16 protein-coding genes are annotated in these 15,439 nt (G+C 67.3%); 3 read left to right on the plus strand and 13 right to left on the minus strand.

The window, feature by feature from the left end:
* Positions 1–15 precede the first annotated feature (15 nt).
* From VAPA_RS00820 to VAPA_RS00855, 8 genes are all read right to left on the minus strand, one after another.
* Complete coding sequence (locus VAPA_RS00820; protein WP_041945963.1) at positions 16–720, minus strand: ABC transporter ATP-binding protein; 705 nt, start codon at positions 718–720, stop codon at positions 16–18.
* On the minus strand, positions 713–1,480 hold the full coding sequence (locus VAPA_RS00825) for an ABC transporter ATP-binding protein (protein WP_021004871.1): 768 nt from the start codon (positions 1,478–1,480) through the stop codon (positions 713–715). The genes VAPA_RS00820 and VAPA_RS00825 overlap by 8 nt, the downstream gene beginning before the upstream one ends.
* Positions 1,477–2,439 (minus strand): branched-chain amino acid ABC transporter permease, encoded by a 963-nt coding sequence (locus VAPA_RS00830; protein ID WP_021004872.1) that lies wholly within the window; start codon positions 2,437–2,439, stop codon positions 1,477–1,479. Before VAPA_RS00830 ends, VAPA_RS00825 begins: the two co-directional genes overlap by 4 nt.
* A 325-nt stretch (positions 2,440–2,764) precedes the next feature.
* Entirely contained in the window at positions 2,765–3,625 is an 861-nt protein-coding gene (locus VAPA_RS00835) for a branched-chain amino acid ABC transporter permease (RefSeq protein ID WP_021004873.1), read from the minus strand.
* A gap of 34 nt (positions 3,626–3,659) precedes the next feature.
* A complete protein-coding gene (locus tag VAPA_RS00840; RefSeq protein ID WP_021004874.1) occupies positions 3,660–4,856 on the minus strand; it encodes an ABC transporter substrate-binding protein in 1,197 nt (398 codons plus the stop codon).
* A 48-nt stretch (positions 4,857–4,904) separates the two neighbouring features.
* Complete coding sequence (locus VAPA_RS00845) at positions 4,905–5,228, minus strand: 2Fe-2S iron-sulfur cluster-binding protein (RefSeq protein ID WP_021004875.1); 324 nt, start codon at positions 5,226–5,228, stop codon at positions 4,905–4,907.
* Positions 5,229–5,233: 5 nt separating this feature from the next.
* Entirely contained in the window at positions 5,234–6,682 is a 1,449-nt protein-coding gene (locus VAPA_RS00850; RefSeq protein ID WP_021004876.1) for a glutamine synthetase family protein, read from the minus strand.
* Between the two features lie 11 nt (positions 6,683–6,693).
* Entirely contained in the window at positions 6,694–8,025 is a 1,332-nt protein-coding gene (locus VAPA_RS00855) for an aromatic ring-hydroxylating dioxygenase subunit alpha (protein WP_021004877.1), read from the minus strand.
* 286 nt (positions 8,026–8,311) lie between these two features.
* Between VAPA_RS00855 and VAPA_RS00860 the strand changes: the two genes are divergently transcribed.
* On the plus strand, positions 8,312–9,046 hold the full coding sequence (locus VAPA_RS00860; protein ID WP_021004878.1) for a GntR family transcriptional regulator: 735 nt from the start codon (positions 8,312–8,314) through the stop codon (positions 9,044–9,046).
* Positions 9,047–9,079: 33 nt separating this feature from the next.
* Here VAPA_RS00860 and VAPA_RS00865 read toward each other — a convergent pair whose 3' ends face one another.
* A complete protein-coding gene (locus VAPA_RS00865) occupies positions 9,080–9,886 on the minus strand; it encodes a metallophosphoesterase (RefSeq protein WP_021004879.1) in 807 nt (268 codons plus the stop codon).
* Between the two features lie 123 nt (positions 9,887–10,009).
* Here VAPA_RS00865 and VAPA_RS34775 point away from each other — a divergent pair, with 123 nt between their 5' ends.
* A complete protein-coding gene (locus VAPA_RS34775; protein ID WP_021004880.1) occupies positions 10,010–10,183 on the plus strand; it encodes a hypothetical protein in 174 nt (57 codons plus the stop codon).
* 9 nt (positions 10,184–10,192) lie between these two features.
* Here the strand turns inward: VAPA_RS34775 and VAPA_RS00870 are convergent, their stop codons facing one another.
* A complete protein-coding gene (locus tag VAPA_RS00870) occupies positions 10,193–11,173 on the minus strand; it encodes a LysR family transcriptional regulator (RefSeq protein WP_021004881.1) in 981 nt (326 codons plus the stop codon).
* Positions 11,174–11,280: 107 nt separating this feature from the next.
* Here VAPA_RS00870 and VAPA_RS00875 point away from each other — a divergent pair, with 107 nt between their 5' ends.
* Positions 11,281–11,829, plus strand: coding sequence for a hypothetical protein (locus VAPA_RS00875; protein WP_021004882.1), 549 nt, complete (start codon positions 11,281–11,283; stop codon positions 11,827–11,829).
* A gap of 101 nt (positions 11,830–11,930) precedes the next feature.
* On the opposite strand, the gene VAPA_RS00880 is transcribed toward VAPA_RS00875, so the two are convergent.
* The 3 genes from VAPA_RS00880 to VAPA_RS00885 all read right to left on the minus strand — a co-directional run bounded on the left by VAPA_RS00880 (position 11,931) and on the right by VAPA_RS00885 (position 15,406).
* A complete protein-coding gene (locus VAPA_RS00880; protein WP_021004883.1) occupies positions 11,931–13,793 on the minus strand; it encodes a phosphoenolpyruvate carboxykinase (GTP) in 1,863 nt (620 codons plus the stop codon).
* 146 nt (positions 13,794–13,939) lie between these two features.
* Entirely contained in the window at positions 13,940–14,092 is a 153-nt protein-coding gene (locus VAPA_RS34780; protein WP_012745313.1) for a hypothetical protein, read from the minus strand.
* 90 nt (positions 14,093–14,182) lie between these two features.
* A complete protein-coding gene (locus VAPA_RS00885; protein ID WP_196232535.1) occupies positions 14,183–15,406 on the minus strand; it encodes a threonine ammonia-lyase in 1,224 nt (407 codons plus the stop codon).
* Positions 15,407–15,439: the final 33 nt, after the last annotated feature.

Genomic DNA, 15,439 nt, shown 5'->3' on the forward strand with positions numbered 1-15,439 from the left:
TTCTCGACCCGGCGATCAGACCCCGACGCCGAGCAGCCCTTCGAGCAGGCCGTGATCGGCGGCCAGCTCGTTGCTCGGCCCGGCATGCACCACGGTGCCGCGCTCCAGCACGATCGCGCGGTGCGTCATCTCCAGCGCCAGCACGGGGTGCTGCTCCACGACGACGGACGCCAGACCTTCGGCCTCGCACAGGCGGCGAATCGCGGCGGCCAGCTCTTCCACGATGATCGGCGCCAGGCCTTCCATCGGTTCGTCGAGCAGCAGCAGCTTCGGATGGGTCATCAGCGCGCGGCCGATGGCGAGCATCTGCTGCTCGCCGCCGGAGAGCTGGTTGCCGTAGTTGCTGCGCCGCTCGCGCAGGCGCGGAAAGAAGTCGTAGACGCGCTGGAGGTTCCAGCCGCCCGGCCGCGCGATCACCGTGAGGTTTTCTTCCACGGTGAGCGAGGGAAACACCTCGCGCTCCTGCGGCACCCAGCCCAGGCCCGCGCGCGCGCGCCGGTGCGAGGGCCAGCGCGTGATGTCTTCGCCCTGCCACCTTACCGCGCCCTGCATCACGCGGGTGTTGCCCATCAGCGTTTCCAGCAGCGTGGTCTTGCCCACGCCGTTGCGCCCGAGGATGGCGAGGCTTTCGCCCTGCTGCAGCGAAAAGTCGAGACGGTCGAGCACCACGGCGTTGCCGTAGCCGGCCGTGACGTGGTCGAAGGCAAGCACTTCAGACATGGCGATGGGAGCGTCCAAGGTAGACCTCGCGCACGCGCGGATCGGCGCCGATCTCGGCCGGTGTGCCTTCGGTGAGGATGCGGCCGCCCACCAGCACCGAGATGCGGCGCGAGAAACGGAAGACGAGCTTCATGTCATGCTCGATGAACAGCACGCTGATGTCGTCCGGCAGCGCCGCGATGGCTTCGAACAATTCGCCGCTCTCGTCCTCCGGCACACCGGCCGCGGGCTCGTCGAGCAGCAGGATGCGGGGCTTGGCCGCAAGCGCCAGTGCAATCTCGAGCAGGCGCTGCTTGCCGTACGCCAGCTCGGACACGGGCACGTCGGCCAGGCTGTCGAGCTTGAGCGCGCCGAGCAGCGCATGCGCTTCGTCGAACACCGCCGTGCAGCCCTTGAGCGGGCGCCACCAGGTGGCGCCCAGTCCTTCGCGCTCGCAGATCGCGAGTACCACCGACAGCAGCGGCGTGAGGCTGGGAAACAGCGTGTTGATCTGGAAGGTGCGCGCCAGCCCCATGCGGGCGCGCTTGTCGCCCGAGAGGCGGGTGATGTCGCGATCGCCCATGTGGATCGATCCGCTCGTGGGCCTGAACACGCCGGTGAGCAGGTTGATGAGCGTGGTCTTGCCGGCACCGTTGGGCCCGATCAACGCCTGGCGCGCGCCCGGTTCGAGCGAGAGGTTCACCTCGCCCACCGCCTGGAAGGCACCGAAGCGGATGCCGAGGCCCTGCGTGCGCAGGGTGTGCGTGGTGGCAGCACTCATCGCGCCTTCCCCAGCCGCACCAGGCGCGACAGTGCGCCCATGATGCCCCCGCGCCCCAGCATGACCGCCGCGATCAGGAAGATGCCGAGCCAGAACATCCAGTACTGCGGGTTCATGTCCGCGAACCAGTCGTGCACCAGCATGTAGACGATGGCGCCGATCATTCCGCCGTACAGGCGACCCGTGCCGCCGAGCACCAGGATGATCAGCACTTCGGCCGAGCGGTTGAAGCCGATCGACTCGATGCCGACGAACTGCGTGGTCTGTGCCAGCAGTGCGCCTGCCACGCCGGCCACGGCCGCCGACATGGCATAGGCCATGCGCAGCCGTGCCTCGACCGGAGAACCGATGGCCGTCATGCGCTTGCGGCTGTCGTGGATGCCGCGCAGAGCGAGGCCGAAGGGCGAGCGCAGCACCAGCCGCACCAGCAGGAACATCGCGAGGACTACGACGAAGGCATAGCAGAACGCGGTCTTGCCGTACAGGTCGAAGTCGAACAGGCCGAGCACCGGTGCGATGACGACGCCCTGCAGGCCGTCGGTGCCGCCGGTGATGCCCGAGAGCCGGTTGGCCAGCTCGTACAGCAGCACGCACACGCCGATGGTGATCATCAGCCGCGTGAGATCGGCGCCGCGCACCACGAGATAGCTCAACGCATAGCCCAGCATGCCGCTGACGACCAGCGCGAACACCAGGCCGGTGAAGGGCTCGCTCCAGCCGTACCTGGCGAGCAGGCCGGCCGCATAGGCACCTGCACCGAAGAAGGCCGCGTGGCCGACGGTGAGGATGCCGGCGTAGCCTAGCGCCATGTCGAGCGACACGGCGAACAGGCCGAAGATCATGACCTGGCTCATCAGCGTGAGCTTGTCGGGCAGCAGGAAGAAGCTCGACGCGAGTGCCAGCCAGAAAGCGAGTTCGGCGATGCGCAGCTGCGCGGGGGACATCGTGACAGGCTTCATCCTGGGTGCTCTGTGCGTTGTGTTGCGTAGTGCCGGTGTGCGCAGCGCTGTTGTTCAGGGCGCGTGCACAGGCCACCGGGTACTCCCCTGCGCGAATGTCCCCCGCCTTCGGCTCCTCCTTGATTTCGCTGCGGGGAGCACCCGATGCCCTGCGCACGAGAGGCGCGGCTCCTGTGCCGACCGATCAACGACCGCTCTGCCCAACGATCACGTCGATGGGGTGCCTTGCGCAGCGAAATAAAGGGGGAGGCCGCAGGCCGGAGGACACTCGCTTCGCCGCGTACCCCGTCGGCGTGATCGCGCCCCGAACAACGCACGGTGTGTTTCACGCGATCCCCTTCTTCGCAACGATGCCGTTCGGCCGCACCAGCAGCATGGCGATCATGAACACGTAGATGAGAAAGGCGCCCGCTTCCGGCAGGTAGTACTTGCCCGCCACGTCGACGATGCCGACCAGCAGCGCCGCAATGAATGGCCCGGTCACGGTGCCCGCACCCCCCACGCACACCACCATCAGGAAGTAGACGAGGTACTTGAGCGGGAACGAAGGCTCCAGCCCCAGCATGCCCAGGCTCAAAGCGCCGCCCAGGCCCGCGAGGCCGCAGCCCAGCGAGAAAGTCAGGAAGAACAGGCGCTGCACATGGATGCCGGTGCCGCCCGCCACGCGCTGGTTGTCGACTGCCGCGCGCACCATCGCGCCGTAGCGCGTCTTGCCCAGGCCCAGCAGCAGTGCGGCCAGCACGGCCACGCCGCAGACGATCAGGAACAGGCGATAGCGCCCCACGTCGAGGCCGAGCAGCGCGACCTGTCCGTCGAGCGCCGGCGGCAGGGTGAAGGGCTGCATCGTCGGGCCGAAGAAATACGTGAAGGCGGCCATCGACACGAACACCACGCCGATCGACAGCAGCACCTGGTCGAGCGGATGCGCGCGGTACAGCCGCCGGTAGAACACGAACTCCAGCACCGCGCCCACCAGCGCCGCCGCCACGAAGGCGGCGGCCAGCGAAAGGCCGAAGCCCAGTCCCCACCGGTTCATCAGTACGCTCGCCGCATAGCCGCCCACCATCGCGAAGCTGCCATGCGCGAGGTTGACGAAGTTCATGAGCCCCATCGTGATGGACAGGCCCACGCCAATGAGGAACAGGAGCATGCCGTAGGCCACCCCGTCGAAGATCACGATGCCCATGGGCCTCCTGTTGCTGCGCTGCTCGCCGGTGTGCTCAGTTCGAGCTTTCCTTGGCCGGGTCCTTCACGCGGTCGAACTTGTCGAACTCCACGTTCACCAGCTGGCCGTTCACGCGCTCGGTCTTGCGGATGTAGACGGTCTGCACGATGTCGCGCGTGAGCGGGTCCACCTCGATCGGGCCGCGCGGGCTCTCGAAGCGCAGGCCGCGCAGCGCGTCCATGAACTTGTCGCCGCTCGCGTCGCCCTTGGTCTTTTGCAGCGTGAGGTCGATGGCGGCCATGGCGTCGTAGGCCGTGACGGCGAAGTAGCTCGGGCGCAGCTTGGCGCCGTTGTCGGCGGCGAAGTCCTTCACGAACTTCTGGTTCTTGGGCGAGGGGTGCGCGAACGAGTAATGGTGGCTGGTGACCAGGCCGAGCGCCACGTCGCCGGTGGCGTCGAGGTAGCTGTCGTCGGTGGCTTCGCCGGTGGCGTAGAGCTTGATGCCGGCCTGCTCCATGCCGCGCTCCTTCCACACCTTGAGGAAGGCCGGCGGCATCACGCCCGAGGGGAAGAAGAAGAACACGGCCTGGGGCTTGGCGTCCTTGATGCGCTGCACGTAGGCCGAGAAGTCGGGGTTGTTCATCGGGGTGCGCACCTCGCCCGAGACCTTGCCGCCGCCGGCGGTGAAGGTCTTCTTGAAGGCGGTCTCGGCATCGACGCCCGAGGCGTAGTCGGCCACCACGGTGTAGGCGTCCTTGATGCCTTCCTTGAGCATGTAGCGCGCCATCGGGTCGGTGACCTGCTGCACGGTGAACGACAGCCGCGCCACGTAGGGCGAGCTGGTGGTGATGGCCGAGGAGGCGGCGTTCATCACGATCGTCGGGATCTTGGCCTGCGTGGCGATGGCGCCAACGGCATACGCGTTGGGGCTGAAGTCCAGGCCGGTGAGCACGTTCACCTTGTCGCGCACGATGAGCTCCTGCGCAATGCGCTTGGCGGCATCGGGGGCGGGGCCGGCGGTGTCCTTCTTGATGATCTCGACCGTGCGCCCGCCCACCTTGCCGCCGTGCTCCTTGAGGTAGAGCGCGATGCCGGCGTCGAACTGGCGGCCGTAGTCGGCGTACGGGCCGGAGTAGGTGGCAATGAGGCCGATGCGCAGCGGCTCGTCAGCGGCCTGCGCCGCGCTGCCGAGCAGGCCGAAGCCGGCGAGCAGGAGGGTGGAGAGAACGGTTCTCTTCGTCATCGTCGTCATGGAAAAACGCCTTTCAGGTGGGATGAATGCGGAGCGGGCGAGTGTGCGTCAGACCTGTGTCTCTGGAATGCGCACCCTGAGGCCGTCGAAGGCCGCCGTCACGCTGAGCTGGCAGCTCAGCCGCGAATGGGGCCGGCGCTCGGCCGCGACGGCGTCGAGCAGCGCGCTCTCCATGTCGTCGGGCGGCGGCAGCAGGTCGGCGAAGGCGTCGTCCACGTAGACGTGGCAGGTGGCGCAGGAACAGCAGCCGCCGCACTCGGCGTCGATGCCGCGCACGTTGCCGCGGATGGCGGTCTCCATCACGCTGGCGCCGATCCTGGCGTCGACCTCGCGCGTGGTGCCGTCCTTGAGGATGTAGTGGATCGTGGGCATGGTTTCTAGAACATGTCGAAGTACTCGCGGTGTTCCCACTCGCTGACTTCGAGGTTGAAGCGGGCGATTTCCGCTTCCTTGATGTGGCAGAGGTAGTCGACGAAGACCTTGCCCATCTGTGCGTTGAGCATCTCGTCCCTGCGCAGGCAGGCGAGCGCGTCGCCCAGCGAGCGCGGCAGTTGCTCGGCCGGCGTTTCGTACGGCGCGTCGGCCGAAGGGCCGGGATCGATGCCGTTGCGGATGCCGTCGAGCCCCGAGAACAATTGCGACGCGAGATAGAGGTACGGATTCGCCGTCGGCTCGCCCACGCGGTTCTCGATGCGCGAGGCGCTCTGGCCCACGCCGCCGAGCACGCGCAGCATCGCGCCGCGGTTGTCGCGCGCCCAGATCGCGCGGTCGGGTGCGAGCGAGAAAGGCCGGTAGCGCCGGTAGCCGTTGATCGTGGGGCTCGCGAGGGCCGCCGCACCGCAGGCATGTGCCTTCAGTCCGCCGAGGTAGTGCATGCCGATCTCGCTGAGGTCCCGGCCTTCGGCCTCGGGCATGAAGGCATTGACCCCGTCGCTCTTGCGCCGCAGCGACTGGTGCAGGTGCCAGCCGCTGGACATCACGTTTGGAATCTTCGGCCGGCACATGAAAGTGGCGTGCAATCCGTGGCGTTGGCAGATCTGCTTGATCGCGCTGCGCAGCAGCACCATGGTGTCGGCCGGCATGACGCCGGCCGTGGGGCCGAAGGTCAGCTCGAACTGGCTCGGGCCGAACTCGATCTCCAGCGAGCGCAGCGGCAGGCCGAGCGCGATCAGGTTCGAGCGCAGCAGCTCCATCAGTTCGTCGACGCGGTCGTAGCGCAGTTCGGTCAGATACTGGTGGCCGTGCGACAGCAGCGACACGCGCGGCGGCTCGCCGGGCTGGCCCGAATCGGCCAGGCCCATGCGCGCGTCCTCGAGCTTGAAGACGTGGAACTCCACTTCGAGGCCGGCGATGAAATCGAGCCCCAGCTCGTCGAGTTGCCGCACCGCGCGCTGCAGGATCTGCCGCGTCGCGAAGGGGCAGGGCTTGCCGTCCGCCATGTAGGCATCGCACAGGATCCACCCCGTGCGCGGCGCCCAGGGCAGCACCTTGAAGGTGGCGGGGTCGGCCACGATGGTGAAGTCGGCGCCGCCCTGCAGGCCTTCGATGGCGAAGCCGCCGTTTGCGCTGAACACCGGGAACACGGTCTTGTGCGAGGTGTCCTTGGCCAGCAGCGTGGAAGTGAGGTTCACGCCCTCCCACAGCGCAGCACGCGCTTCGCTCGCAACCAGTGTCTTGCCGCGCAGCAGGCCGTGCTGGTCGGGCCAGGCGAAGCGGATCACGTCCACCTCGCCGCTGTCGATGCGGCGCACCAGCTCGCGCGCCTGTGCATGCTGGTCGTCGGACCAGAGACCGAAGCGGTCCACGAAGGTGTTGCTGCTGCTCATGGCGGGCGTGCTCAGGCAGCGAGCCGTGCGCAGGCCCAGTCCGACTTGAGGCGGCGTGCGCGGTCGGCCTCCTGCCAGTAGGCCTCCGTGGCCTCCTCGCCGCTGACGTGGCCGATGCCGTCGATGGACGGCGGACCGGACATCGCGCCGGCCTGCGCGGCGTCGATCAGCATCGGCGCGCTCTCGCCGGCCAGCGTGGCTTCGATGGCTTTCACCAGCACGCGGCGGTAGGCAATGATGCCCTTGTCGGTGCTGCCGAGGTGCTCGCGCGTGCGGTCCTGGATGGGGCCCTGCGACTCCACCGCCCACTGGTCGTGCACGTTGATGTCGTCGCCCATGCCGGTGTAGGTTTCGGTCAGCTGCTCGTCGATGCTGTAGCCGTAGTTGTTGCGCTTGTTCTTGCGCGAGGTGTAGTCGGGCAGTTCGTAGAGCGCGAGGCGCTGGTCGCGCATCTGCTGCTTGTCGACCGGGCCGGTGAAGCTCGTGAAGATGGCATACCAGTAGCAGTGCGTGTCGTCCACCGGCACATGCCATTGCGAGATGGTCATCTCGGCGCTCATCGGGATCACGAAGGCCTGCGGGAACACCACGTTGGTCACGCGCACGTGGGTGGTGTCTTCGGAGAGCTTGCGCAGCGCCTTCAGGCGCAAGCCGTAGTCGGTGGGCTCCACGCTGATGTCGGGGCGGTCGTACTCGCGCAGCACCTTGGTGATCGGCATGTCGGAATCGGCCGAGGCGCCGCGGAACTGCTTGCCGTAGCTCTCGGAGGTGTCCGCGTCCTCGAAGAAGCGGTGCAGGTAGGAAGCGTGTGCGGGGTCGATGCCCACTTCGAGCGCCTGCAGCCAGTTGCATTCGAACAGGCCCTTGAACGCGAAGGTGTGGCTGTCGGGCGCGACGAAGCAGTCGAACTCCGGGAAGGCCGGGGGCTCGCCCTCGCCGATGTACGCGAACACCACGCCACTCTTCTCGACCACCGGGTAAGCCGACTGCCTGATGCGGCTGCACAGCTTGCTGGTCGCGGGCTCGGCGGGGGTCTCGAGGCAGTTGCCCTTGGCGTCGAACAGCCAGCCGTGGAAGGCGCAGCGCAGGCCCCCGTTCTCCAGGCGTCCAAAGGCCAGGTCGGCGCCGCGGTGCGGGCAGTCGCGGTCGAGCATGCCGAGCTGGCCGTTCTCGTCACGGAACAGCACGAAGTCCTGGCCCATGAGCTTCACGGGCTTGACCGGGCGCGGGCCCGCCAGTTCGTCGGCCAGGGCCACCGGCTGCCAGTAGCGGCGCAGCAGCTTGCCGGCGGGCGCGCCGGGTCCGACGCGGGTGATGAAATCGTTTTGTTCGGCGCTGATCATCGTGCGGGCTCCATCGTGGGTGCTTCAGGAAGAAGTCTGCAGGCATTGCATGCAGTTGTATGCATTGTCTGGGTGTTCCTCGATCCGGGTCAAATCTTTATCGGCAATTTCGCCCTTAATCGGGGGCTGGCGACGCCAAATATAGGGTTAACGTGAAGCGCTGCATGTGTTTTTGACGCTTGCTGCCTGGAAGTGCATGCAACAACCGAGCCAGGGTAAATATGCTGCGTGCAATGGCGGGCGGGTCTCCTAGAATCCGCTCATTCCCTCTCCCTGGCGCTTCCCGATGGACTCCCAACAATCCCGCGTGCTGGTGCAGCTGCGCGACATGATTCTCAAGGGCGAATTCGTGCCCGGAGAGCGGCTGGCCGAGATTCCGATCGCCGAGAAGCTCGGCGCCTCGCGCACCCCGGTGCGCCTGGCGCTGGCCAGCCTCGAGCACGAAGGCCTGATCGAGCAATCGCCCGGCGGCGGCTACCAGATGCGCCGCTTCACCTCGCAGGAAGTGGCCGACGCCATCCGCGTTCGCGGCGTGATCGAAGGCTTCGCGGCGCGCCTGCTGGCCGAAGACGGTGCACCACGACAGTTGCTGCGTGACCTGAAAGAGTGCCTCGAGGCCGGCGACCGGGCCGTGAACAAGCCCAGCATGGAGCTGGACGACTACGCGGCCTACGTCGAGATGAACGACCGCTTCCACAAGCTGATTGTCGAAGGCTGCGGCAACCTTGCGCTCAAGCGCGTGATGGACATGCTTGGCGGCCAGCCCTTCGCCGCGCCCAGCGCGATGCTGCCGATGCAGTCGTCGATGGAAGAGGGCCAGCAGTGGATGCGCCAGGCGCACCGCACGCACCATGCGATGGTGCAGGCCATCGAACGCGGGCAGGGTTCGCGCGCGCAGGCGCTGGGCGAAGAGCATGTCGAGATCGCACGCATGAACCTCGACTACGCGCTCGAACGCCCTGAGCTCGCAGCTGAATTGATGCCCGGCATTCGCCTGGTGGCCAAGGGGCGAGGCAGCTGAGCCTCGCCAAGGTGCAACGGTCGCAAGCCGCGCTCAGGACACTTCGATCAGCAGGTCCGGGCGAAAGCCCTCCTGTTCGCCCTTGCCCTTGTAACCGAGCGGGTTGGCCACCACGCGGCAGCCGTCCTTCACGTAGTCGGAAGGGCAATGCAGGTGGCCGTGCAGCCACAGCCTGGCGCGGGGCAGCAGCGCATCGAGCGAATTGCAGAAGCCGGCCGTGCCGGGCGTGAGGCCGTAGCGCGGATCGGCGCTGGCGAGGCTGGGCGCGAAATGCGTGATGGCGACCGTGGCGCCGTCGAAAGGCTCGGCCAGCGCCTGCTCGAGCCAGGCCTGGCACGCCAGCGCCTGGTCTCGCAGCGCGCCGGCCATGAACGGCTGGCCATGGCGCACCGTGGCGGCCTTCTCCAGGTAGAAATCGGCCGCCCGCATGGCCTTGCCGCGCTTCTTGAGCGCGTCCGCCAGGCCGTCGGCGGGCTCCACCAGCGCGTCGAAGTCGGCCCAGAGCGTGGTGCCGACAAAGCGGATGCCGCCGAGCACCGCCGTCTCCTGCTCCAGCCAGAGGATGCCGAGCTCCTGGCAGAGCGCGCGCAGGCGCTCGTGGGTCTGGTCGAAGTCGGCGTTGTCGTATTCGTGGTTGCCCGGCACGTAGACCACTGGCACGGGCCAGCCGTTGCGGGGCGAGAACCGGCCCAGTCCGAAGTCGGGGTCGGCCAGGCGGGAGCCTTCCTGGTAGGAGCCGATGTCGCCCGCCAGCACCAGCATGTCGGCGCCGGGCGCGGGCGCGGCCTGGAAGCGGGGATGGGACTCCAGGTGCAGGTCGGACAGCAATTGCAGCTTCATTGCAACCAGTCTAGGGGAATCAGCCCATGCACAAAGCGCATGAAGTGGGGCTTTCAATATTAGGGATAACCCCTATTCTTAGGACATCAACCACTCCGGCGCAGCCAAAAGCAGCGCACTGTCATGTTCAGCCTCATTGCCCAAGTGGCCCGTTTCTTCCGTTCTTCCAATGCCAACGGCCCGGCCAGCCATGCCGCCGCGCTGATGGAAAGCGCCGATGTCCGTGCCGGACGGGGTGCCCACCACGCGCAGGAGCTGCGCATGGCCGCCAGCGCCTGGCTCTCGGTCATCCGCTAAAGACGCCAGTCATCCGGGCACCTTCTGCCCGAGGACCGAATCCGCGAAGGCCGCCGCGGCGGAGCGCAGCAGCGCGGTGCGCAGCCACTCGTGCGCATGTCCGTGCTGCGCGCGCCGATGCCAGATGGCGTCGACGTGCACCATCGGCTGGTCGAACGGCAGGTCGCGCAGCACCAGCTGCTCGTCGATGCCGGTCACGGTCACGAAATGGCGCGGCAGCACCGTCAGCAGGTCCGAATTCGCGACCACCCGGCCGGCGGTGAAGAACTGGTTCACGGTCACCACGATGCGCCGCTCGCGTCCCAAGGCGCCCAGCGTCTGGTCGATGAAGCCGTAGGGGCGCCCCGAAAAGCTCACGAGCAGGTGCCGCGCCGCGCAATAGTCGTCCAGCGTGAGCGGCGCATTCGCCAGCGGATGGCCGCGCCGCATCACGCACACGTACTGGCCCAGGTAGAGCCGCTGGGTCTCGAACGCCACCCCCGCGCCCGACTGCCCGCGTGCCGCCAGGCTGGCGATCACGGCCGGAAAGTAGCCCACCGCCATGTCGACTTCCTCCTGCTCGAGCATCCGCCGCGGATCGCGGGTGGTCAGCGGCAGCACGCGCAGCGAGACAGCGGGCGCTTCCTTCTCCACGATTTGGACCAGCCCGGGAATGAGCTCGGCGGCGGTGGCGTCGGCCATGGCCAGCAGGAAGGTGGTGTCCGCGGTCGATGCGTCGAACTCGCCCGGCGCCAGCGTGTGCTGCAGTTGCCGCAGCGCGTCGCGCACCGTGGGCCAGAGCGCCAGCGCGCGCGGCGTGGGCTCCACGCCCGCCCCCGCCCGGCTCACCAGCTCGTCGCCGAGCACTTCGCGCAGGCGCCGCAGCGCATTGCTCACCGCGGGCTGGGTGATCGACAGGTTGCGCGCGGCGCGCGTGAGGTTGCGCTCCGCCATGACCTCGTCGAAGACGCGGAGCAGGTTGAGGTCGAATGTGCGAAAGTTGACGTCCATCAGTGATGTGAATGATAAACATCAGAAAGATAAAGTGGCAAAACACTAGGGCAAACCCTAATATCTCTCCATCGGCACCAGCCATTCGTCCCACGGAGGGATCCATCATGACCAGCTTTGTCCACGTAGACCAACCCACTGTCCATCCCGGCGTCCAGCGCGCCGAGATCCTGTTCGGCCAGATCAAGGCCGCACGCGCCGGCGCGAACGGTTCGCGTCCGCTGATCGCCCTGCTGATCGTCGCCGTCGTCGCGGCGGTGATGGTGGTGGCCGACAAGCTCGTTTCCAATTGGGACGAAGGCGCGCTGCTCGCCGCCTGGACCGTGCTCTGCGGCGCCGCTTTCGGTATTGCCGCGCTGTTCGCCGGCTCGCTGCGCGCTCCCCTGGCCCGCGTGGCCGGTGCCTGGAACGCAGCCGCCGCGCGCCGTGCTTCGGCCCGCGCCGACGCCCGCTTCCTGGAAACCGCGAAGAACGACCCGCGCGTGATGCAGGAACTGCAGGCCGCCACGTGGCGCCAGCAGTCCGAAGGCAAGGTGTCGGTCGCGGCCGCTGCCAAGGTGGACGCACTGGCCCGCGTGGCCGCACGCTCCAGCGAAGCGCGCATGCCGACGATCTACGAAGCCATGCGCCGCATGAACAGCTCGCGCTACTACTGATCGATCGGCGCCGGCCGCCAGTCGCTCAATGAAAAAGCCGCCCTCCCGGGCAGCTTTTTTGCGTGTGCGCACGGGCCGCACTCGGGGGCCACGGCCCGGCGTCAGGCCGCCAGGCGCTGCTCGATGGCCGCCTTGGTTTCCGGCAGCTCCTTCGGCAGGTGGTGCGCCAGCTGCTGGAACAGCTCGGCGTGCAGCTTCAGCTCGGCCTGCCAGGCGGCCTTGTCGATGCTGGTGACGGTGGCGAACTGCTCGGCGCTGAATTCCAGGCCGGTCCAGTTCAGGTCTTCGTAGCGCGGGCTCACGCCGGTGATGTGCTCGGTGCCCTTGGCGTTGCCTTCGACGCGGTCGATCATCCACTTCAGCACGCGCATGTTCTCGCCGTAGCCGGGCCAGACGAACTTGCCGTCGGCGCCCTTGCGGAACCAGTTGGTGGTGTAGATCTTGGGCAGCTTGGCGCCCGAGGCCTGGAGCTTCTTGCCCAGGTCGAGCCAGTGCTGGAAGTAGTCGCTCATGTTGTAGCCCATGAACGGCAGCATCGCGAACGGGTCGCGGCGCACCACGCCCTGCTGGCCGGCGGCCGCGGCGGTGGTTTCGGAGCCCATGGTGGCGGCCATGTAGACGCCTTCGACCCAGTTGCGGGCCTCGGTCACGAGCGGCACGGTGGTCGAGCGGCGGCCGCCGAAGATGAAGGCGTCGATCGCCACGCCCTTCGGGTCGTCCCAGGCGTCGTCGAGCGCCGGGTTGTTGGTGGCGGCCACGGTGAAGCGCGAGTTCGGGTGCGCGGCCTTGGCGCCGGTTTCCTTGGCGATCTGCGGCGTCCAGTCCTTGCCCTGCCAGTCGATCAGGTGTGCGGGCAGGGTCTTGGTGTCCTGCTCCATGCCTTCCCACCACACGTCGCCGTCATCGGTCAGCGCCACGTTGGTGAAGATCACGTCGTGGTCCAGGCTGTCCATGCAGTTCGGGTTGGTCAGCATGTTGGTGCCGGGCGCCACGCCGAAGTAACCCGCTTCGGGGTTGATCGCGTAGAGGCGGCCGTCCTTGCCGGGCTTGATCCAGGCGATGTCGTCGCCGATGGTGGTGACCTTCCAGCCTTCGAAGCCGGCGGGCGGCACCAGCATCGAGAAGTTGGTCTTGCCGCAGGCACTCGGGAAGGCCGCGGCCACGTGGTATTTCTTGCCCTGGGGGTTGGTCACGCCGAGGATCAGCATGTGCTCGGCCAGCCAGCCTTCGTCGCGGCCCATGTTCGAGGCGATGCGCAGCGCGAAGCACTTCTTGCCCAGCAGCGCGTTGCCGCCATAGCCCGAACCGTAGCTCCAGATCTCGCGCGTTTCGGGGTAGTGGACGATGTACTTGGTCTTGTTGCAGGGCCAGGCCACGTCCTTCTGGCCGGCCTCGAGCGGCGCACCGACGGTGTGCACGCAGGGCACGAACTCGCCGTCGGTGCCGAGCACCTCGTACACGGCCTTGCCCATGCGGGTCATGATCTTCATGTTGACCGCCACGTAAGGGCTGTCGGAAAGTTCGATGCCGATGTGCGCGATGGGCGAGCCGAGCGGGCCCATGCTGAACGGCACCACGTACATCGTGCGGCCCTTCATGCAGCCGTCGAACAGCGGCTGCAGCGTGGCGCGCATCTCGGCCGGGGCCATCCAGTTGTTGGTGGGGCCGGCGTTTTCCTTCTTCTCGGAGCAGATGAAGGTGCGGTCTTCGACGCGCGCCACGTCGCTCGGATCGGACAGCGCGAGGAAGGAATTGGGGCGCTTGACCGGATCGAGCTTCTTGAAGGTGCCCGCGTCGACCAGTTGCTGGCACAGGCGGTCGTACTCTTCCTTGCTGCCGTCGCACCAGTGAATGACCTCGGGTTTGCAAAGCGCGGCCATTTCGGCCACCCAGGCAATCAGTTTTGCGTTCTTGACGTATGAGGGTGCCTGAATGGCGAGGCCCTGCATCGTGGGTGCGTTCATCGGAGATCTCCTAAGTTGAAAAATCGTCTTTCCGAACGGGACGCCGCGCCTGCGATGGCGCGGAGGTCCGTTTGAGAAAACGTTTCTCTTAGGGAGACTGCGTCAACGCGGGCCGCAAAACCCGCGGACGAAGACGCAAACGGCTGTCAGGCCAAGTAGACAGCGATGGAGGCCAGCAGCAGCATCAGCACGCCACCGGCCAGCGGGAGCACGAGCGGCATCAGGTGCACGATCGATTCGACGGCGTCTTTTTCAACGGCGGCGGCGTGGCCGGGCTCGACGGGAGTAGGGTTGGACATTGAATTACCTCGAATACGCAAATACAAGAACTGCGGCCATTTTACCGGCGGCCCCCGGCGGCGCGGTCTAGGGGGTTGCGAGCCCCCCGTTCAGTGCTGCTCTTCCGCCTCGAAGCCGGCGTCATGCAGCGCGCCCAGCACACTGGCCAGATGCGCCCGTCCACGGGTCTGCAGCACCAGCTCGATGTCGACGTTCTGGGCGGCCAGCATGGTAAACGCTCGCTGGTGATGAACTTCATCGACGTTAGCGCCCGCTTCCGCCACAGTGGCCGTGATCTGGGCCAACGAGCCCGGCACATCGCGCGCGCTCACCCGCACGCGCGCCAGCCGGCCGGCCCGCACCATGCCGCGCTCGATGATGGCCGCCAGCAGCAGCGGGTCGATGTTGCCGCCCGACAGCACCAGGCCCACGCGCTTGCCCTTGAAGCGTTCCGGATGCCGGATCAGCGCCGCCAGGCCGGCCGCGCCCGCACCCTCGACCAGCGTCTTCTCGATTTCGAGCAGCATCAGCACGCCCTGCTCGATGTCGCCTTCGTCGACCAGCAGCAGGTCGTCCACCATGCGGGCGATGATTTCCCGCGTCAGCACGCCGGGCGTGCCGACCGCGATGCCTTCGGCGATGGTGCTCTTGCCCTGCGGGTGCTGGGTACCCTTGACGGCATTCACCATGCCCGGAAAGCGCGTGGTCTGCACGCCGATGATCTCGATGCCGGGTTTCCGGTCGCGCGCCGCAATGGCCATGCCGGCAATCAGCCCGCCGCCGCCGACCGACACCACCAGGGTGTCGAGGTCCGGCACGGCATCGAGCATTTCGAGCGCCACCGTGCCCTGGCCCGCGATGATGGCCTCGTCGTCGTAGGGATGAACGAAGGTCAGCCCTTCGCGTTCGGCCAGTTCCAGCGCATGCGCGCGCGCCGCGTCGAGCGTGTCGCCGTGCAGCACCACCTCGGCACCGAAACCGCGCGTGCGCTCGATCTTCACGCCGGGCGTGAAGCGGGGCATCACGATGAGCGCGCGCAGGCCGAGCCGCTGCGCGTGGTAGGCCACGCCCTGGGCGTGGTTGCCGGCCGACATGGCCACCACGCCCCGCGTCGCTTCCCTGCCGTCGCCGCGCGTGTCGGCTTCCAGAAGATCGACCAGCTTGTTGCACGCCCCCCGCTCCTTGAACGAGGATGTGAACTGCAGATTCTCGAACTTCAGGTAGACCTGCGCGCCCACGATCTCGGAGAGCGTGCGCGATTCGACGCAGGGCGTGTTGAGCACCTGACCCTCGAGACGCGCCGCGGCGCGCCGGATTTCTTCGATTCCGACCATGGCGGTCATTGTGGCTGGAATCGCGTCATCAGG

This window comes from Variovorax paradoxus B4, assembly GCF_000463015.1.
GTDB lineage: Bacteria > Pseudomonadota > Gammaproteobacteria > Burkholderiales > Burkholderiaceae_C > Variovorax > Variovorax paradoxus_E.